This window comes from Sphingomonas sp. Ell38C01 (assembly GCF_055231975.1).
This window is the reverse complement of the sequence record NZ_JBUYVA010000001.1, coordinates 2376403-2395640: the sequence shown is the minus strand read 5'-3', so window position 1 is coordinate 2395640 and position 19238 is coordinate 2376403. Positions and strand designations below refer to the sequence as shown.

The window sequence follows — 19238 nt, the reverse complement described above, 5'->3', positions numbered from 1 at the left end:
CGATCCCGGCCTTCGCCCGGATGACGAAAGACTGAAGATGAAAGCCGCCGTCCTCTTCGAGACCGGAACGCCGCTGGAGATCGCCGAGGTGGCGGTCGCCAAGCCCGCCGCGCACGAGGTGCTGATCCGCACCAGGGCGGTCGGCGTGTGCCGGTCGGACCTGCACTTCATCGATGGCGTCTACCCGCATCCGTTGCCGACGATTCCGGGGCATGAGGCGGCGGGCATCGTCGAAGCGGTGGGTGACGAGGTGCGGATGGTGAAGGTGGGCGACCATGTCGTCACCTGTCTCTCGGCGTTCTGCGGGCATTGCGAGTTCTGCGTGACCGGGCGGATGGCGCTGTGCCTCGCGACGTCGACGCGGCGCTCGAAGGGGGCGAAGCCGCGGCTGACGCTGGACGGCAAGCCGGTGGCGCAGATGCTGAACCTGAGCGCCTATGCCGAGATGATGCTGGTCCACGAGCATGCCTGCGTGGCGATCGACCGGGACATGCCACTCGACCGCGCCGCGCTGATCGGATGCGCGGTGACGACGGGGGCGGGGGCGGTGTTCAACGTCAACGACGTGACGCCGGGCGAGACGGTGTGCGTCGTCGGCTGCGGCGGAATCGGGCTGGCGGCGGTGAACGCGGCGAAGATCGCGGGTGCGGGCAAGATCATCGCGGTCGATCCGGTCGCGGAGAAGCGCGCGGTGGCGATGAAGCTGGGCGCGACGCACAGCGTCGATTCGGCGAGCGTCACCGCGGTGGAGGAGATCGTCGAGATCTCGGGCGGCGGCGTCCATCACGCGATCGAGGCTGTCGGACGCGCGCAATCCGCCGCGACGACCGTGAAGGTGTTGCGCCGCGGCGGCACCGCGACGATCCTGGGGATGATGCCGCGCGACGAGGGGGTCGCGCTGTCCGCGGGGGACCTGCTGTCCGGGAAGAAACTCCAGGGGGGACTGATGGGGGGGAACCGCTTCCCGGTCGATATTCCGCGGCTGGTCGATTTCTACCAGCGCGGGCTGCTCGATCTCGACACGATCATCGCGGACCGGCTGCCGCTCAAGAAGATCAACAAGGCGTTCGACGAACTCCGCAAGGGGGACACGACGCGCAGCGTGATCGTGTTCAAATGAGCGACGCGGATCAGACGATGACCGGCACGGTCGAAGTCGCGGAGAAGGACCGGCTCGACGACGTCGCGCTCTCCGCCTGGATGGCGGCGAACGTCGACGGGTTCGCGGGGCCGCTGACCTATGCCAAGTTCGCGGGCGGACAATCGAACCCCACCTACAAGCTGACGACGCCGGCGCGTAGCTATGTGCTGCGCCGCAAGCCGTTCGGCGAACTGCTGCCGTCCGCACATGCGGTGGACCGCGAATATACCGTGATCGCGGGGCTGCACCCGACCGGGTTCCCGGTGCCGCGGCCATACGGGCTTTGCCAGGATCCGGGCGTGCTCGGATCCGACTTCTATGTGATGGAGATGGTGGAGGGGCGGACGATCTGGGACGGGTCGCTGCCCGAGCGGACGCCTGCGGAGCGCACCGCCTATTACGATGCGATGACGGATACGCTGGCGGCGCTCCACGGTGTCGACGTCGCGGCGGCGGGGTTGTCGGAGTTCGGGCGGCCGGGGAATTATTTCGCGCGCCAGGTCGCGCGCTGGACCAAACAGTACAGGGCGGCCGAAACCGAGCACATGCCGCAGGTGGAGCGGCTGATCGACTGGCTCGCGCGGACGGTGCCCGAACAGACGCGGACGTCGGTGGTGCATGGCGACTACCGGATCGACAACATGATCTTCGCCAACGAGGGGCCGCAGGTCCTCGCGGTGCTGGACTGGGAGCTGTCGACGCTGGGCGATCCGCTGGCGGACTTCTCGTACTTCCTGATGAGCTGGACGACGCCGTCGGACGGGCGCGCCTCGATCGGCGACATCGCCGGCGGCGACAGCGGAATCCCGACGATGGAGGCGGTGGTCGCGCGCTATTGCGCCGCGACCGGTCGCGACGGGCTGCCCGATCTCGACTGGTATTTCGCGTACAACTTCTTCCGGCTGACCGGGATCCTGCAGGGGATCAAGAAGCGCGCGCTGATCGGCACCGCTTCGAGCCCGCAGGCGAAGGTGATGGCCGCACGCGTGCCGATGCTGGCGGACAAGGCATGGGAGTTCGCGGTGAAGGCGGGGGCGTAGTTTCTCCCCGCGCTTGTGGGAGGGGGCAGGGAGGGCGTGTCCTCCCGGACGATCAACAACTTGTCGGACAGGCCCTCCCCCGGCCCTTCCCGCAAGCGGAAGGGGTGCAACATGTCGCTGTTCACAATGGCCGGGAAGGTCGCCGTCATCACCGGATCGACGCGCGGAATCGGCAAGGCCAGCGCGTTCGAGCTGGCGGCGCAGGGCGCGAAGGTCGTCATCTCGAGCCGAAAGGCGGATGCGTGCGACGCGGTCGCAGCCGAGATCAACGCGGCGCATGGCGAGGGGACCGCGATCGCGGTGCCAGCCAACATCTCCGACAAGGCGGGGCTCCAGCAGCTGATCGACGAGACGCGGCGGCAGTTGGGGCGGATCGACGTGCTGGTCTGCAACGCGGCGTCGAACCCCTATTACGGTCCGCAGGAAGGGATCGCGGACGGGCAGTTCCGCAAGATCCTCGACAACAACATCCTGTCGAACCACTGGCTGATCCAGATGGTCGCGCCCGAGATGAAGGAACGCGGGGAGGGATCGATCATCATCGTCTCGTCGATCGGGGGGCTGCGCGGATCGACCGTGATCGGTGCCTATTGTATCAGCAAGGCGGCGGACATGCAGCTGGCGCGCAACCTGGCGCACGAGTTCGGCCCGCATGGCGTGCGCGTGAACTGCATCGCGCCGGGGCTCATCAAGACCGATTTCGCGCGTGCGCTGTGGGAGGACGAGGCGGGTGCGGAGGCGCGCTTCGCCTCCACCCCGCTGCGCCGGATCGGCCAGCCGCACGAGATCGCGGGCGCGGTCGCGTTCCTGGCGTCGCCGGCGAGCAGCTACATGACCGGGCAGACGATCGTCGTCGACGGCGGCGTGACGATCTGAGAGCCAATTTCGGCGGTGCCGGCACCGCCGAAACGGGCCTTGGGCGCATTGCCGGAACGGACCTTGACCCTTTCCTCGATACGGAGACCATCGTGGCACGTTTTACCGATCGATCGATCATCGTCACCGGCGCGGGCTCGGGCATCGGCCGCGCCGCGGCGCTGCTGTTCGCGGCAGAGGGCGGGCGGGTCGTCGTCGCGGACATCAGCGAGGGCGCGGACGAAACCGCGCGGATGATCGCCGATGCGGGCGGCGTGGCGGAAGCGATCCGCATGGACGCGGGATCGGAGGACGACGTGGCGCGCACCGTCGCGCTGTCGTGCGAGCGGTTCGGCGGCCTCGACGTGATGTTCGCCAATGCCGGGATCTCGGGCGGGATGGCGAACATCTTCGATACCGACGTCGCACTCATCACCGAAGTGCTGCGCGTGAACCTGATCGGGCCGTACCTGGCGATCAAGCATGCCGCGCCGCGGATCGCGGAGCGGGGTGCGCAGAATGGCAGGGGGGGTGCGATCGTGCTGACCGCCAGCGTCGCGGGGATCCGATCGGGCGCAGGATCGCCCGCCTATTCGGCATCGAAGGCGGGCGTCATCAACCTGGCGCAGGTATCCGCGCAGCAGCTGTCGGGATCGAACGTGCGGGTCAACGCGATCTGCCCCGGCCTGACCGAGACGGGCATGACCAAGCCGACCTTCGACTATGCGCGCGAGGCGAACAAGATCGATCGGGTCGGTCGGCTCAACCCGTTGCGGCGCGGCGCGCAGCCGGACGAGCTCGCCAAGGTCGCGCTGTTCCTCGCCTCGGACGACGCCAGCTATGTCAACGGGCAGGCGATCGCGGTCGATGGCGGGCTGTCGTCGAGCCATCCGGTGACGAAGCAGGACTATGGCCGGACGGCGGTGTAGAAATTAAAGTACCGCTCATTCCTTCGTTATCCGCTGCTTAACCTTGATTGATTATCTCCATATCGGAGATGGTTAGAGAGTGCGCATGACCAGGAACGACGGGATCGCGCGCGAAGGCGCGTTGTGGACTGCAATCGATCGTTCGCAACTCGCGATCGCGTTCGAACCCGATGGCACGATCGCATGGGCGAACGACAATTTTCTCGATACGATGGGGTATCGGCGCGAGGAGGTGATCGGGCGGCACCACCGCATCTTCTGCAGGCCGGCCTATGCGGACTCTGCGGACTATGCGCGGTTCTGGGCCAAGCTGCGGCAGGGCGCCTTCGACTCTGGCGAGTATACCCGGGTCTCGAGCGACGGCCGGACGGTGCAGCTGCAGGCGACCTATACCCCGATCGTCGGTTCCGACGGCCGACCATGCCAGATCCTCAAGCTCGCCAGCGACGTGACCGCGGAACGCGCCGCCGCGCGGGAAGCGGAGTGCAAGCTGTCCGCGATCGAGACGTCGCAGGCCGTGATCGAATTTGACCTGCAGGGTGGAATCCTGGCGGTGAACGACGTCTTCCTGCGGCTGTTCGATTATCGCTGGGCGGATCTGGTGGGGCGACACCATTCGGTGCTGTGCGCGCGCACCGTGGCGAACGGTGCTGAATATCGTCGATTCTGGGGTGCGCTGGCCGAGGGACATTTTCAGAGCGGGCGGTTCGAGCGGTTCGCCTCGGACGGTCGCGCGGTGTGGATCCAGGCGACCTACACGCCGATCTGCGATGTCGACGGGCACCCGTACAAGGTCGTCAAATTCGCTACCGACGTCACCGACGAAGTCCGTCTCCAGCGCGAGGTGGCGCGGCGGCTCGACGAGAGCATGGCGTTTCGCGGCGAGGCGGACACGCGACGGCAGGAGATCGAGACGCTGATCGGGACGCTGGGCGGGGTGGTCGATACGATCGCGCAGATCGCCGCGCAGACCAATCTGCTCGCGCTCAACGCCACGATCGAGGCGGCGCGCGCCGGCGATGCCGGGCGCGGCTTCGCGGTGGTGGCGCAGGAGGTGAAGAAACTGGCCGAGGACACGCGCAACGCGACCACGCTGGCGCGACGGATGATCGGTACGCCCTGACCGGCCGTCATCCGCGCTGGCGGATCAGCCCTTCCTGCGCGACGCTGGCGACGAGCCGCCCGTCGCGCGCGAAGATCTTGCCCCGGTTGAACCCGCGGCCGTGCCCGGCCCACGGACTGTCGGTGGTATAGAGCAGCCATTCGTCGGCGCGCAGCGGCTCGTGGAGCCAGATCGCGTGATCGAGGCTCGCCGTCTGGAACCCCGGCGTTGTCCAGTTGACGCCGTGCGGCAGCATGCACGTGCCGAGCAGCGCCATGTCGGAGGCATAGGTGACCACGGCGCGGTGAATCGCCGCATCGTCGCCGATCGGCGCGACGAGCCGGAACCAGCTGTGCTGGATCGGATCGGCCGGCTGTGGATCGAACCACTGGCGTGGAAAGACGGGGCGGATCTCGATCGGACGCGGTCGCGTCAGTTGGTGGCGGAAGCGTTCCTCCACTTTTTCGCTCGCCTTGGCGCGCAGTTCGGCTTCGGTCGGCAGCGTCTCGGGATCGGGCACGTCGGGCATCGCGTCCTGATGCCGGAAGCCGGCCTCGGGCAGCTGGAACGAAGCGGCCAGGTTCAGGATCGGCTGCCCGCGCTGAAGCGCCACGACGCGGCGGGTGGCGAAGCTCTTGCCGTCAAAATCGCGCACCACGCGGTAGACGATCGGGTGATCCTCCGATCCCGCGCGCATGAAATAGGCGTGGAGCGAATGCGCGACCTTGTCCGCCCCGGTCGAGCGCTGCGCGGCTTGCAGCGCCTGCGCGATCACCTGTCCGCCGAACACGCGGCCGACCCCGCCGGTCGAGCGGCGGCCGCGATAGAGATCGACGTCGATCTCCTCGACATCGAGGAGATCGATCAGATCGGCGACGAGCGCGGAAGGGGTGGGGGGTACAGTCATTTCTAGTCTCCGTCATCCCCGCGAAGGCGGGGATCCATCTCCCGGGCGTTCGACATCCCGCAGCCGTCGCAAATGATCGTCCGACACGAGATGGATCCCCGCCTTCGCGGGAATGACGGGAGGGTCAGTAACCCGCCGCAGTCGCCAGGCGATCGGCGTGGAAGTTCGCGTCGCCGAACATCTCCGCCAGCACGCGGCCGCGCTTCATGTAGAAGCCGATGTCGTATTCATCGGTCATCCCGATGCCGCCGTGCATCTGGACGCCCTCCTGCACGCTGAGCGTCGTCGCGAGCGCGGTCATCGCCTTGGCGACCGACACTGCGGCGTCCGCCTTGTCGGAGCCGGCGTCGAGTAGTTGCTGCGCTTTCAGGACGGCGGCGCGCGCGACTTCCATTTCGCTGTAGAGGTGAGCGGCACGATGCTGGAGCGCCTGGAAGCTCCCGATCAGCGTGCCAAACTGCTTGCGCTGCTTCAGATAGCCCACGGTCAGGTCCATCGCGCCGCCGCCGACGCCGAGCAGCTCCGCCGATGCGCCGGTGCGGCCGGCCCGGAGCAGCCGGTCAAGCGGGGCGCGGCCGGCATCGACCTCGCCGATCACCGCATCCGCGTCCACCTCGACCCCCTCGAAGCGGATGCGCGCGGCGAGGCTGGCGTCGGCGAGCCGCTCGGGGGTGGCGGTGAGGTTCGCGGCGTCCTTCGGAACCGCGAACAGCGTCACCCCTTCCGCATCGTCGGCGGAGCCGGCGGTGCGCGCGGCGACGATCAGCAGGTCCGCGACATGGCCGTGCGTCACGAACTGCTTCGCGCCGGTGAGCTTGAAGCCGTTGCCCGAGCGCTCCGCCTTCATCGCGACGCTGGAGCGGTGCTTGGCGCCCTCGTCGATCGCGAGTGCGGCGACGGTGTCGCCCGACAGGATGCCGGGGAACCAGCGCCCGGCCTGCGCGGTGCCCTGCAACGCGGCGACCGCGGCGACCGCGGTGGCGAGGAACGGGGAGGGCGACAGGTTGCGACCGATCTCCTCGAGCACCACGCCCGCCTCGACATGGCCGAGGCCCAGGCCGCCCTCGTCCTCGTCGATCAGGATGCCCGTGAAGCCCATTTCGGCGAACTGCTTCCAGTGATCGCGGCTGAACCCGTCGGCGTTGCCCGTGTCGCGCAGGCTGCGCATGTGGCTGACGGGCATCTGTTCGCCGACGAAGTCGCGCGCGGTGTCGCGGAGCATCGTCTGGTCGTCGTCAAGATAGAGGGGCATTGCAAACTCCGAATGGTATCAGTCCGCTCATGGTGAGGAGGGACTGAGCTTGGCGAAGGCCCGTCTCGAACCACGGGTCCTTCGAGATGCCGCTTCGACTTCGCTCAGCGGCTCCTCAGGATGGGCGGATCAGCTCTAGGCGCCCGGCAACTCCAGGATGCGCTTGGCGATGATGTTGAGCTGAACCTCGCTGGTGCCGCCCTCGATCGAGTTCGCCTTGGTCCTGAGCCAGGCGCGGGGCTTGCCGCCGCCCTCCGAACGGTCGCTCTCCCATTCGAGCGCGTCGGAGCCGCCTGCGGACATGACCAGCTCGTGCCGCGACTTGTTCAGCTCGGTGCCGTAGTACTTCATCATCGAGGGCTGGGCAGGGTGCGCGCGGCCGGCCTTCAGCTCGTCGATGAAGCGCTCGCTCTGCGCGGTGAAGGCCTTCGCACGCACCTCGAACAGCGCGATCTGTGCGCGGAGCAGCGGATCGGCCAGCTTGCCGTCGTGATCGACGCCGACCGTCGCGAGCGCGCCCTCGATCAGCGGATTGCCGCCGCCCGAACCGAGGCCCATGCCCGAGATCATCTCGCGCTCATGCCCGAGCAGGTATTTCGCGACGTCCCAGCCCTTGTTCTCCTCGTGGACGCGCTGCGACTTGGGGACCTTCACATCGTCGAAGAACGTCTCGCAGAACGGCGAATAGCCCGAGATCAGCAGGATAGGCTTCGTCGAGACACCGGGCGAGGCCATATCGAACAGTACGAAGCTGATCCCGCCCTGCTTGGTCGTCTTGTCGGTGCGGACGAGGCAGAAGATCCAGTCCGCCTTGTCGGCATAGCTGGTCCACACCTTTTGCCCGTTGACGATGTAGTGATCGCCCGCATCCTCCGCGCTGGTGGCGAGGCTGGCGAGGTCGGAGCCGGCATTCGGCTCCGAATAGCCCTGGCACCAGCGGATCTCGCCGCGCGCGATCTTCGGAAGATATTCGAGCTTCTGCTCCTCGGTGCCGTATTTGAGCAGCGCCGGCCCGAGCATCGAGATACCGAACGAGTTGAGCGGATTGCGCGCGCGGATCGCGGCCATCTCCTCGCGCAGGACCTTGGTTTCGGCCGGGGACAGCCCGCCGCCGCCATAGGCCTTCGGCCAATCGGGCACCGTCCATCCCTTCGCGCCCATCGCGTCCATCCACGCCTTTTGCGCAGGACTGAGCATCGACTGGTCGCGCCCGCCCCATACCGCGTCCTTCTCGGTGCGGACGGGCTCGCGCATCTCGGGCGGGCAATTCGCCGCGAGCCAGGCGCGGGTCTCGGTGCGGAAGGTTTCGAGGTCGGTCATGTCGGTCACTCCGTGACGAGAAGCTGCGCCGCCTTGGCGACGGCGATGGCGGTGTGGTCCTGATAGGCGGCGGCGATCACCTGTGCGCCTATCGGCAGGCCGTCCGCGTCTGTGCCGATGCGGACTGAGGTGGCGGGCAGCATCGGGAAGGTGGCGAGGCCGGGATAGGCGAACTGGTGGAAGAACTGCGTGTCTGCCCCGTCGATCGCGAGCCGGCGCGTCGCGAGCGGTTCGTCGTCATGGCGGAAGGCGGTTGTGCCGAGCACCGGCGCGATCACTGCGTCATACTGCTCGAACAGCCGCGCCCAGGCGCGCTGGTTGCGCGCCTGCTTGTCGTGGAGCGCCATCCACTGGCCGAGCGTCGGGCGCTTGCCCTCGGCATCCGGCGCGCCGCGCGCCATCGCGATGTTGAGCAGGTCCCAGTAATCGGCGTGCTGGCGCGCGAGATCGGGGAGCAGGTCGCTCTCGCGATCGACCGTCGCGCCGGCTGCCTCGAACGCGGCGGCGACAGCGCGGACCGCGTCCACGATCGCGGTCTGGATGGGGCCGAGCGGGTGGCGTTCGAGGACGAGGATGCGCCATTCGCCCGGCATCCGCTGCGGCGCGGGGGCGAGCGGGTGCTTCGCGATCAGGTCGAGCGCGACCGCGACGTCGTTGGCGTCGCGCGCGATCGGGCCGATGACCGAGAGCACACCCGGCCCGCCATCGGTGCCGGGGAAAAAGTGGCCGTCGGTCGGCAGCACGCCCCAGGTCGGCTTGTGCCCCCACACGCCGTTGAACGCGGCGGGGACGCGGATCGAGCCGCCGATGTCCGAACCGATCTCCAGTGGCACCATCCCGCTCGCCACCGCGACCGCGGACCCGCCCGACGAGCCCCCAGCCGACCGTGTCGGATCGAGCGCGTTGAGCGTGCGGCCATAGACCGGGTTGTTCGATTGCAGGTCGGCGAGCCCGGGCGGCACGTTGGTCTTGCCGAGGATCACCGCGCCCGCATCCTTGAGGCGGCGCACCGCGAGCGCATCGGCCTTCGCGACGAACGCGCGATGCTCCTCGAACCCGAAGGTGGTCGGCAGCCCGGCGACGTCGAAGCTCTCCTTCACCGTCATCGGCACGCCGAGCAGCGCGCCGTCGAACCCCGCGGCGCGCTTGCGATCGACCTCCGACGCGGCCTTGCGCGCGCGATCGAAGTCGCGGACGACGACGGCGTTGAGCGCGGCGTCGCGCGCCTCGATCCGTGCGATCGCGGCCTCGGTTTCGCGCAGCGCGGTGGTGGTGCCGGCGCGGATCGCAGCGGCGGTTTCGAGCGCGGTCTTCTCCGTCACGACCGTCCCTCCGTCATCCCGGCGAGCGCGCGCGCAGACGTGGATCCCGGCCTGCGCCGGGATGACGGAAGGGGGCGCTTCATTTCAGCGCGCTGCCCGATGCAGCGGCGGACTTCAGAGATTGCGCAACCGCGAAGCCATGCTTCTCCAGCCCGGCGACGACCTTGCCATATCCTTCGGTGTTCGCCCAGAACATCGGGCCGCCGCGATAGACCGGCCAGCCATAGCCGTAGATCCACACCACATCGACGTCCGACGCGCGCTGCGCCTTGCCCTCCTCGAGGATCAGCGCGCCTTCGTTGACCATCGGGTAGAGCGTGCGCTCGACGATCTCCTCGTCGCTGATCGTGCGCGGGGCGGGGGCGCCGGACTTGGCGCGGAACTCCTCGATGATCTCGGCGACGCGGGGGCTGGGGGAGGGGTTCCGCTTGTCGTCGTAATCGTAGAAGCCGGCCTGCTTCTTCTGGCCCCAACGGCCCTCGGCGGCGAGCGCGTCGCGGATGCTCTCGATCCGGGTGGGGTCGCGGTGCCAGCCGATATCGACGCCGGCGAGGTCGCTCATCTGGAACGGCCCCATCGGCATGCCGAACGCGACATGGACCTTGTCGACCTGCTCGGGCGTCGCCCCCTCCATCAGCAGCTTCATCGCCTCGATCTGGCGCGGCGCGAGCATGCGGTTGCCGATGAAGCCGTGGCAGACGCCCGCGACGACCGCGACCTTCCGGATCTTCTTGGCCAGCGCCATTACGGTCGCCAGCACGTCGCCCGCAGTCTTCTCGCCGCGCACGACCTCGAGCAGCCTCATCACGTTGGCCGGCGAGAAGAAGTGCATGCCCACCACGTCCTCGGGGCGCTTCGTGCTCGCCGCGATCTCGTCGACGTTGAGGTAGGAGGTGTTCGAGGCGAGGATCGCGCCCGGCTTCACGATCGCGTCGAGCTTGCCGAACAGCTCCTTCTTCACGTCCATGTTCTCGTACACCGCCTCGATCACCAGATCGCAGTCGGCGAGATCGTCGAGGCTGAGCGTGGGCGTGAGCAGCTCCATCGCCGTGTCGACCGCCTCGGGCTTGATCCGGCCCTTGGCCGCGGACGCCTCGTAATTCCTGCGAACGACGCCGACGCCGCGATCGAGCGCGTCCTGCTGCATCTCGACGATCGTCACGGCGATGCCTGCGGACAGGAAGTTCATCGCGATCCCGCCGCCCATCGTGCCCGCGCCGATCACGCCGACCGTGTTGATCGGGCGAAGCGGGGTCTTCGGGTCGACGTCGTCGATCTTGGCGGCCTGGCGCTCGGCGAAGAAGATGTGGCGCTGCGCGGCGGACTGCGTGCCCATCATCAGCGTCATGAACTCGGCGCGTTCGTACGTCATGCCCTCCTCGAAGGGCTTCTCGGTCGCGGCGACGACGCAGGCGATGTTGGCGGCAGGGGCGTCGAAGCCGCGGAACTTGCGCGCGTTCGCCTTGGTGAAGGCCTCGACCGCAGCGGGGTCCGGCGCGACGGTGCGGTCGCGGATGCGCGGGATCGGGCGCTTGCCCGCCACCTCGCGCGCGAACGCGATCGCGTCGGCCTCAAGGCTGTCCTCGCCGACGACCTTGTCGATCAGCCCGATCTCGGCGGCCTTCTTCGCCGGAATCGGATCGCCGATCGCGACCATCTGGAGCGCGGCCGCCACGCCGACGAGCCGCGGCAGCCGCTGCGTGCCGCCGCCGCCGGGGAGCAGGCCCAGCTTCACCTCGGGCGTGCCGATCACCGCGGACGGGACCGCGACGCGGTAGTGGCAGCCGAGAGCGGTCTCGCACCCGCCGCCCAGCGCGGTGCCGTGGATCGCGGCGACGACGGGCTTGTCGCTCGCCTCGAACATGTCGATCACCATGCGCAGGTCCGGGCCGCGCGGGGGCTTGCCGAACTCGGTGATGTCGGCGCCCGCGAAGAAGGTGCGGCCGTCGCAGCGCAGGACGACCGCCTTGATCGACGCGTCGGCGACCGCCTCCTTGATCCCGGCCTCCAGCCCGATGCGGACGTCCGCGCCCAGCGCGTTGACCGGCGGGCTGTCGGAGATGATGACGAGGACGTCGTCGTGGCGTTCGGTGCGGACGGGGTTGGTCACTTGATAGGTCTCCGAATTATGCCCGCTCGTATCGAGCGAAGTCGAGAAACATTGGGTTCGCATCCCGCGAGCGTATCTCGACTGCGCTCGATACGAACGGAAGGCTGTCGGCGTCACGTCATCGCGGCGTAGATCATCGTCTTCAGCTCGCGGCGGATGGGGTAGAGGTTGCTGGGGCTCAGCTGCGTCATGAACACCATCGTCACGCGCTCGACGGGATCGACGAAGAAGGCGGTCGAGAACATGCCGCCCCAGTAATATTCGCCCTTCGATCCCGGAATCATCGACTTCGCGACGTCGTCGTTGATCGCGAAGCCCAGCCCGAAGCCGGTGCCCGCGTTCGCCGCCTCGCTGAACAGCGACTTCGACATCGCGGCGAGATCGCCGCCGCCGGGCAGGTGGTTGCGCGTCATAAGGTCGATCGTCTTGCGCCCGAGGATGCGCGCGCCGTCTAGCTCGCCACCGTTCAGCAGCATCTGGCAGAAACGCTGGTAATCGAGCGCGGTCGAGACGAGTCCGCCGCCGCCCGAGACGAGCTTGGGCGCGCGCGACCAGGCACTGGCCTCGCCGCGATCGTACATCGTGCGGCCCTTGCCCGGCAGGAAGGTGTAGCAGTCGGTCAGCCGGTCGAGCTTCGTCTCCGGCACCGCGAAGACGGTGTCGTCCATCCCGAGCGGCGCGAAGACGCGTTCCGCAAAGACATCCGCCAGCGGCTTGCCCGCGACGCGCTGGACCACCGCGCCGAGCACGTCGGTGGCGACCGAATAGTTCCACGAGGTGCCGGGGGAGAATTCGAGCGGGATCTGCGCGAGCGCGGCGACGAAGCCGTCAAGATCGAGATTGCCGTGCCACGCCTCGATCCTGCCCTCGCGGTACGCGGCGTCGACGTTGGAGCGGTTCTGGAAGCTGTAGGTGAAGCCGGCGGTGTGGCGCAGCAGGTCGATCATCCGCATCGGCTCTGCGGTGGGCTTCGTCACGAACGGCACGCCCGCGCCGCCGCCGTCATAGACGCCGATACCCTTCAGCTCGGGCAGGACGTGGTGGACCGGGGTATCGACCGCGACCTTGCCCTCCTCGACCAGTGCCATGAACGCGACCGAGGTGACCGGCTTCGTCATCGAGGCGATGCGGAACAGCGAGGTCTCGTCGATCGGCTTGCCGCCTTCGCGCGCAGGCCCTTGTGACGAGAAATGGACGATGTGGCCGTCGCGCGCGACCAGCAGCTGCGCATTGGGCAGCTTGCCCGTGTCGAGATAGCGATCCTTCACGAACGCGTCGATCCTCGCGAGCCGGGCAGCATCGAAGCCGTGCGACGCCGGCTTGGCGATCTTCATGGCCATCCCATACCCCCAATTCGAAACATCGACGCTCCTATCGCCTTGAGCGAAGCGTGAATCAACACTAACCTCGATCGCGAGGGCGAAAAACCCAAACCCGATATTCAAGTTCGCGAAGGATCTGCCTTGCAAACCGAACCGTTGATCGCACCCGATCCGTCCTGGCCGGCGATGACCCTCGAGGCGGCGAAGGCCGTGCTGACCGGCCCGGGCGCGAAGTTCGAGATGGAAACGGTGGAGATCCGCGGCGTGCCGACGCGGGTGTGGAAGAACGCGCCACCTTCGCTGCGCTGGCTGGCAGAGGCGGCGCGGATGCACGGGGCGCGCGCGTTTACCGTCTATGAGGACGAGCGCGTCACCTATGCCGCCAACTTCAAGGGCGTCGCGGCGATCGCGGAGGCGCTGGTCGCGCAGGGGGTCGGGAAGGGCGACCGCGTCGCGCTGGCGATGCGGAACCTGCCCGAATGGCCCGCGATCTTCTTCGCGATCGTGGCGATCGGCGCGATCGCGGTCCCGCTCAACGCGTGGTGGACCGGAGCGGAGCTGGAATACGGCCTCGCCGATTCAGGGGCGAAGGTGGCGTTCCTCGACGACGAACGGCACGAGCGGCTCGGCGCGCATTACGCGGCGCTGACGGCGCTAGGGCATGTGTATGTGGCGCGGGCATCCGGGGTGGTCGAGATGCCGTCCGACGCAGCCGTTCGCCCTGAGCCTGTCGAAGGGCTGTCCTTCTTCTCGGGTGAAGAACAGGACGGTGCTTCGACAGGCTCGGCACAAACGGCTTCGTTGGCAAGAGGTGCGAAGATTTCCCGCTTCGAGGATATCGCCGGCCCGCCGGTCGCGTGGGCGGACCTGCCCGATGCCGTTCTGCCCCCCGCCGATATCGCGCCCGACGACGCCGCGACGATCTTCTACACCAGCGGCACGACCGGCGCGCCGAAGGGGGCGCTGGGGACGCATCGCAACATGGTCACCAACATCCTGACGAGCGGCTATTCGGGCGCGCGCCAGTCTTTGCGGCGCGGCGACACGCCGCCCGAGCCGACGCCGCGGGTGATGCTGACGGTGGTGCCGCTGTTCCATGTCACCGCCTGTTCGGCGGGGATGATGGGGGTGATCGCGACGGGATCGCAGATGATCCTGATGCGCAAATGGGACACGATCCGCGCGATGGAGATCATCGAGCGCGAGAAGGTGAACGTGACCGGCGGAGTGCCGACGATCGCGTGGCAGCTGCTCGAGCATCCCGATCGCCACCGCTACGACCTGACCAGCCTCGAATCGATTGCCTATGGCGGTGCGCCGTCCGCACCCGAACTGGTGCGGCGGATCCATGCCGAGTTCGGCGCGCTGCCCGGCAATGGCTGGGGGATGACCGAGACGATGGCGACCGTCACCTCGACCGCCGCGGAGGATTATCTGGCGCGGCCCGAAAGCGCGGGGCTGCCCGCCGCGGTCGCGGACCTGAAGATCACCGACGAGGGTGGACGCGACCTGCCGGCGGGCGCTGTCGGCGAATTATGGGCGCGCGGGCCGATGATCGTGGTCGGCTACTGGAACAAGCCGGAGGCGTCGGCGGAGACGTTCGTCGACGGCTGGGTGCGCACCGGCGACCTGGCGCGTCTCGACGAAGACGGGTTCGTCTATATCGTCGATCGCGCCAAGGACATGATTATCCGCGGCGGGGAGAACATCTATTCGACCGAGATCGAGAACGTCCTCTACGCGCACCCCGCGGTCACCGACTGCGCGCTGATCGGCCTGCCGCACCGTACCCTCGGCGAGGAGCCCGCAGCGGTCGTCCATCTCTGCCCCGGCTGCACCGCGACCGAGGCGGAGCTGCAGGCCTGGGTGCGGGAGCGGCTGGCGGGGTTCAAGGTGCCCGTCGCGATCCGGTTCGTGGAGGAGACGCTGCCGCGGAACGCGAACGGTAAGATCCTGAAGAAGGATCTGAAGGGGCTGTTCGGGGACCGGGTGGCGGCGTGACGTCAGAAGGGCGCGGACTTGCTGTCGAGATCGGGCAGGCCGCGCAGCGACAGCGCGGGCCGCACGGTGACGCGTGGGCCCACATCGACGACTTCGCCGTCATGCCCCATCCGCACCGCGCCGGCATAGCCGCCGGCGCGGACGCGCGAGAGGATCGCGGCGTCGCCCGCCGCCCCCTGTAGCTCCTTCTTCACGATGTGCGAGAAGATCGCGAGCCGTGGCTTGGCGGCGCGCATCAACGTCGCGGCCTGTTCGGGCGTCGTGAGCTTCGCCAGCACACCGTGCATTTCGGGCATGGCCGAAAGTCGCGGGCTGAACGCGATCACGTTCTGGACGAGCAGGTCGGCCCCGCGCGCCGCGCGTGTCAGGCCATCCGAGATCGTGGCGTCGCCCGACAGCGTGACGGCGCGGCCCTCGCGTTCGATCCGGTAACCGAGTGCGGGATCGCCATCGCCATGCTCGACCCGGAACGCCGCGATCGACACACCGTCCGCAGCGATCCGGTCGCCGGGTTCGATCTCATGGACGGTTACCGCGATCGCGCCTTGCGGATTGAACGCATTGGCCCGGTGTTCGACATCGTGCGCGTACATCGCACGCATCCCGGCGATCATCGCCGCCGTGCCGGGCGGGCCCCAGACGATCAGCGGCCGGCTGCGGCCCAGCAGGAACCACGGCGTCATCCAGAGATCGGGCAGGCCCGCGATATGATCGCTGTGCAGATGCGTCAGGACGACCCGCGTGACCCGCCGCGGGTTGATGCGCTGCTCGTAGAGTCTCTGGACGACGCCGCGCCCGGCATCGAACAGCGTCAATCCGGCTTCGTCGGGCAATCCGGGCGCCTCGACAAGCGTCGCATAGCCTTGCCGATCGGGGGTGAGTTCGGGGCCGCCCGTGCCGACCAGATGGACGCGCAACGCCGGGCGCTCCTCCGCCTGCACGGGCGCCGTCGCCAGCGCTGCGACGATCGCGATCCGGCGCGCCATGCCGATGCGCATCATGCCGCGACGACCGCCTCGACCGCGGCGGCCCAACCCGCCAGCCGTGCATCGCGAACGTCCGCGGTCATCTCCGGCTCGAACGTCTCGACCTGGCCGCGCATCGCGCTCGCCGCCCCGAGATCCGCGAACAGCCCGCAGCCGACCCCCGCCAGCATCGCCGCCCCGAGCGCGGTCGTTTCCGCGAAGATCGGTCGCTCGACGCACAGGTCGAGCATGTCGGCCATGTCCTGCGCCATCCAGTCGTTGGCGACCATGCCGCCATCGATGCGGAGCGATGCCCAGTCCTGCCCGTCGGCGGCGAAGGCGCGCTTCAGGTCGCTCGCTTGGTGCGCCATCGCCTCCAGCGCGGCGCGGACGATATGCGCCTTGCCGCTCGCGAAGCTGAGCCCGGTGATCGCGGCGCGCGCATCGGGTTCCCACCACGGCGCGCCGAGCCCGGAGAGCGCGGGGACGAGATAGACGCCGGCATTGTCCTCGACCGATCGCGCGAGCGCCTCGGTCTCCTTCGCGTCGCCGATCAGATGCACTTCGTCGCGCAGCCATTTGACGAGGCTGCCCGCGACGAACACCGATCCCTCCAGCGCGTAATGCCGCTCGCCCTCCAACTGCCACGCGACCGTCGACAGCAGCCGGTTGGTCGAGGTCGGCGGCGTCGTCCCCGCCTGCGTCAGGACGAAGGCGCCGGTGCCGAAGGTGGCCTTGGTATCGCCGGGCTTCAGGCAGGCCTGCCCGATCGTCGCGGCCTGCTGGTCGCCCGCCATGCCGCAGATCGGGATCGCCTCGCCGAACAGCGTCGTCTCGCCGAACCGCCCCGCACAGTCGACGATCTCGGGCAGTGCAGCCTTCGGCACTTCGAACAGCGCGATCAGGTCGTCGTCCCAGCCGCCGTCGAGCGCCATCAGCGCGGTGCGGCTCGCGTTCGATGCGTCGGTGACGTGCGCGCCGGTGAGCTTCCATACCAGCCAGCTCTCGATCGTGCCGACCGCGAGGCGATCGCCTGCCGCCTTGAGTTCGGGCCATTCGCGCATCGCCCAGCCGATCTTGGAGCCCGAGAAATAGGGATCGAGCAGCAGGCCGGTGCGCGCCTGCACCATCGCCTCGTGTCCCGCCTCGCGCAGCGCGCGACAGGTCGCGGCGGTGCGCCGGTCCTGCCAGACGATCGCGGGCGCCAGCGGCTCGCCGGTCACCTTGTCCCAGAACACGATCGTCTCGCGCTGGTTGGTGATGCCGATCGCGGCGACGTGCGCCGGGCCGCCCGCCTGCGCCACCATCGCGCCCGCGACGCTCAGCGTCTTGCGCCAGATCTCGGCGGCGTCGTGCTCGACGCGGCCGGGGCGGGGATAGCGCTGCTGGAGCTCGGTCTGTTCGCTGGCGAGGCATCGGCCGTCCGGCGCGAACAGCATCGCGCGGGTGGAGGTGGTGCCTTCGTCGATGACGAGTATCGTGTCGCTCATGGCGGCGGACGCTAGCGGGGAAGCCGGCCGCCCGCTACACCCGGCGTCGCAAAGGGAGAGACATGGCCGAACACCCCGATCCAGACGCGCCGCCCGCGGCTCCGTCGTCCGGCGCGTCCGCTCTGCCAACGGCTGTGAGCGAGGATCCGCGCGTCTCGCTGCGTCGCGACCGGCTGCTGGCCGCGCTGACGCTGATCGCGGGGATCGGGCTGGTGCTCGGCACCCCGTTCGCGCTGAAGGCCGGGGCGGAGTTCTTCCTGCCGACGACAACCGCGTTGGTGATCGCGATCGCGCTGATCCCGCTGCTGGAATGGCTCGAACGGCGTCACCTGCCGTCGCCACTGGCAGCATTGCTGTGCGTCCTGCTGTTCCTGATCGCCGCCAATATCGCGCTGGCGGCGATCGTGGTGCCGGCGACCGACTTCTTCCGCCTGCTGCCCAGCCGGATCGGGCGGATCCAGGAGAATCTGGCGCCGCTGCTCGATCTCTATTCCAGCCTCGAGAAATACGCGAACCGCACGCTGCGCCAGATCGCGTCGACCCCGATCCGGCAGGCGCCGACCGCGGGCGTCGCGCCGCCCAGCTCGATCTTGGAGCTGGCCGCCACATCGGCGCCCGCGGTCATCATCCAGACCTTCTTCGGGATCCTCGTCGCGTTCTTCTTCCTGTCGGGCTGGACGAAGCTGCGCCAGAGCACGATCACCGCGCGCGCCAGCTTCGGCGGCGCGATGGCGACCGCGCGCGTGATCCAGGACGTGGTCGACGACGTGTCGAGCTATCTGGGCACGATCACCGCGATCAACATCGTGCTGGGCGGGATCGTCGCGGGCGCGCTGTACGCGATCGGGATGCCGTTTCCGCTGATGTGGGGCGGCATCGTCGTGCTGCTGAACTACATCCCCTATTTCGGTCCGGTGGTCGCCGCGCTGCTGCTGGCGATCGGGGGGCTGATGACCTTTTCCGACGTCTGGGTCGCGTTGCTGCCGCCCGCGATCATGTATGGCTGCCATCTGATCGAGGCGAACGTGGTGACGCCGCTGATCGTCGGGCACCGGCTGACGATCAACCCGATCCTGATCCTCATCTCGATCAGCTTTTGGGGATGGGTGTGGGGGACGACGGGCGCGCTGCTCGCGGTGCCGCTGCTCATCATCCTGCAGACCGTGATGGGTGCGGCGGGCAAGCCCGACATCGCGGGGTTCCTGTTCGAGCATGGCACGCTGGTGCGCCAGGAGAAGCGGCGGTCGCGACGGCCCTCGGACAACGGGGCGTCGGATAATGCGGATTTGCCCGTTGACACCCCCGGGCATGGCCCATAGAGAGCGCGCCTCGACGCTTTCAGCGGGTGTAGCTCAGTTGGTTAGAGCGCCGGCCTGTCACGCCGGAGGTCGCGGGTTCGAGCCCCGTCACTCGCGCCATTCCTTGCAGATCGATGCATTGGAATGGCGCTTTTCCTGAAGAGAAGCGGTCGGGGAATGGTGC

General features: G+C 68.4%; 15 protein-coding genes and 1 tRNA gene. 8 read left to right on the top strand and 8 right to left on the bottom strand.

Going from position 1 to position 19238, the window contains the following annotated elements; translation table 11 throughout:
• The first annotated feature begins 37 nt into the window (after positions 1 to 37).
• From ACV7NO_RS11315 to ACV7NO_RS11295, 5 genes are all read left to right on the top strand, one after another.
• The gene (locus ACV7NO_RS11315; RefSeq protein ID WP_463406095.1) at positions 38 to 1120 is read left to right on the top strand and encodes a Zn-dependent alcohol dehydrogenase; all 1083 of its coding nucleotides are present in this window, start codon (positions 38 to 40) and stop codon (positions 1118 to 1120) included.
• Positions 1117 to 2181 (top strand): phosphotransferase family protein, encoded by a 1065-nt coding sequence (locus tag ACV7NO_RS11310; protein WP_463406094.1) that lies wholly within the window; start codon positions 1117 to 1119, stop codon positions 2179 to 2181. The genes ACV7NO_RS11315 and ACV7NO_RS11310 overlap by 4 nt, the downstream gene beginning before the upstream one ends.
• 111 nt (positions 2182 to 2292) lie before the next feature.
• Positions 2293 to 3057 (top strand): SDR family NAD(P)-dependent oxidoreductase, encoded by a 765-nt coding sequence (locus ACV7NO_RS11305; protein ID WP_463406093.1) that lies wholly within the window; start codon positions 2293 to 2295, stop codon positions 3055 to 3057.
• Positions 3058 to 3149: 92 nt separating this feature from the next.
• On the top strand, positions 3150 to 3965 hold the full coding sequence (locus ACV7NO_RS11300; protein WP_463406092.1) for an SDR family NAD(P)-dependent oxidoreductase: 816 nt from the start codon (positions 3150 to 3152) through the stop codon (positions 3963 to 3965).
• A gap of 85 nt (positions 3966 to 4050) precedes the next feature.
• A complete protein-coding gene (locus ACV7NO_RS11295; protein ID WP_463406091.1) occupies positions 4051 to 5088 on the top strand; it encodes a methyl-accepting chemotaxis protein in 1038 nt (345 codons plus the stop codon).
• A 7-nt stretch (positions 5089 to 5095) separates the two neighbouring features.
• On the opposite strand, the gene ACV7NO_RS11290 is transcribed toward ACV7NO_RS11295, so the two are convergent.
• From ACV7NO_RS11290 to ACV7NO_RS11265, 6 genes are all read right to left on the bottom strand, one after another.
• Positions 5096 to 5974, bottom strand: a complete 879-nt coding sequence (locus tag ACV7NO_RS11290; RefSeq protein WP_463406090.1) for an acyl-CoA thioesterase — start codon at positions 5972 to 5974, stop codon at positions 5096 to 5098.
• A gap of 124 nt (positions 5975 to 6098) precedes the next feature.
• Positions 6099 to 7226 (bottom strand): acyl-CoA dehydrogenase family protein, encoded by a 1128-nt coding sequence (locus tag ACV7NO_RS11285; RefSeq protein WP_463406089.1) that lies wholly within the window; start codon positions 7224 to 7226, stop codon positions 6099 to 6101.
• 135 nt (positions 7227 to 7361) lie between these two features.
• Positions 7362 to 8546, bottom strand: a complete 1185-nt coding sequence (locus ACV7NO_RS11280) for an acyl-CoA dehydrogenase family protein (protein WP_463406088.1) — start codon at positions 8544 to 8546, stop codon at positions 7362 to 7364.
• Positions 8547 to 8551: 5 nt separating this feature from the next.
• Complete coding sequence (locus tag ACV7NO_RS11275; RefSeq protein ID WP_463406087.1) at positions 8552 to 9868, bottom strand: amidase family protein; 1317 nt, start codon at positions 9866 to 9868, stop codon at positions 8552 to 8554.
• A 79-nt stretch (positions 9869 to 9947) separates the two neighbouring features.
• On the bottom strand, positions 9948 to 11978 hold the full coding sequence (locus tag ACV7NO_RS11270) for a 3-hydroxyacyl-CoA dehydrogenase NAD-binding domain-containing protein (RefSeq protein WP_463406086.1): 2031 nt from the start codon (positions 11976 to 11978) through the stop codon (positions 9948 to 9950).
• A 113-nt stretch (positions 11979 to 12091) separates the two neighbouring features.
• Positions 12092 to 13312 carry a serine hydrolase domain-containing protein gene (locus ACV7NO_RS11265; protein ID WP_463407326.1) on the bottom strand — a complete coding sequence of 407 codons (1221 nt, stop codon included), beginning with the start codon at positions 13310 to 13312 and terminating at the stop codon, positions 12092 to 12094.
• A gap of 174 nt (positions 13313 to 13486) precedes the next feature.
• Between ACV7NO_RS11265 and ACV7NO_RS11260 the strand changes: the two genes are divergently transcribed.
• Positions 13487 to 15301 (top strand): class I adenylate-forming enzyme family protein, encoded by a 1815-nt coding sequence (locus tag ACV7NO_RS11260; RefSeq protein WP_463406085.1) that lies wholly within the window; start codon positions 13487 to 13489, stop codon positions 15299 to 15301.
• 2 nt (positions 15302 to 15303) lie between these two features.
• Here ACV7NO_RS11260 and ACV7NO_RS11255 read toward each other — a convergent pair whose 3' ends face one another.
• Both ACV7NO_RS11255 and ACV7NO_RS11250 read right to left on the bottom strand, forming a co-directional pair.
• Positions 15304 to 16302 carry an MBL fold metallo-hydrolase gene (locus tag ACV7NO_RS11255; protein WP_463406084.1) on the bottom strand — a complete coding sequence of 333 codons (999 nt, stop codon included), beginning with the start codon at positions 16300 to 16302 and terminating at the stop codon, positions 15304 to 15306.
• Complete coding sequence (locus ACV7NO_RS11250; RefSeq protein WP_463406083.1) at positions 16299 to 17756, bottom strand: FGGY family carbohydrate kinase; 1458 nt, start codon at positions 17754 to 17756, stop codon at positions 16299 to 16301. Before ACV7NO_RS11250 ends, ACV7NO_RS11255 begins: the two co-directional genes overlap by 4 nt.
• A gap of 62 nt (positions 17757 to 17818) precedes the next feature.
• On the opposite strand from ACV7NO_RS11250, the gene ACV7NO_RS11245 reads away from it, so the two are divergent.
• Together ACV7NO_RS11245 and ACV7NO_RS11240 are read left to right on the top strand one after the other, a co-directional pair.
• Entirely contained in the window at positions 17819 to 19075 is a 1257-nt protein-coding gene (locus tag ACV7NO_RS11245) for an AI-2E family transporter (RefSeq protein ID WP_463406082.1), read from the top strand.
• Positions 19076 to 19097: 22 nt separating this feature from the next.
• Positions 19098 to 19174: transfer RNA gene (locus tag ACV7NO_RS11240), tRNA-Asp, on the top strand.
• Positions 19175 to 19238: the final 64 nt, after the last annotated feature.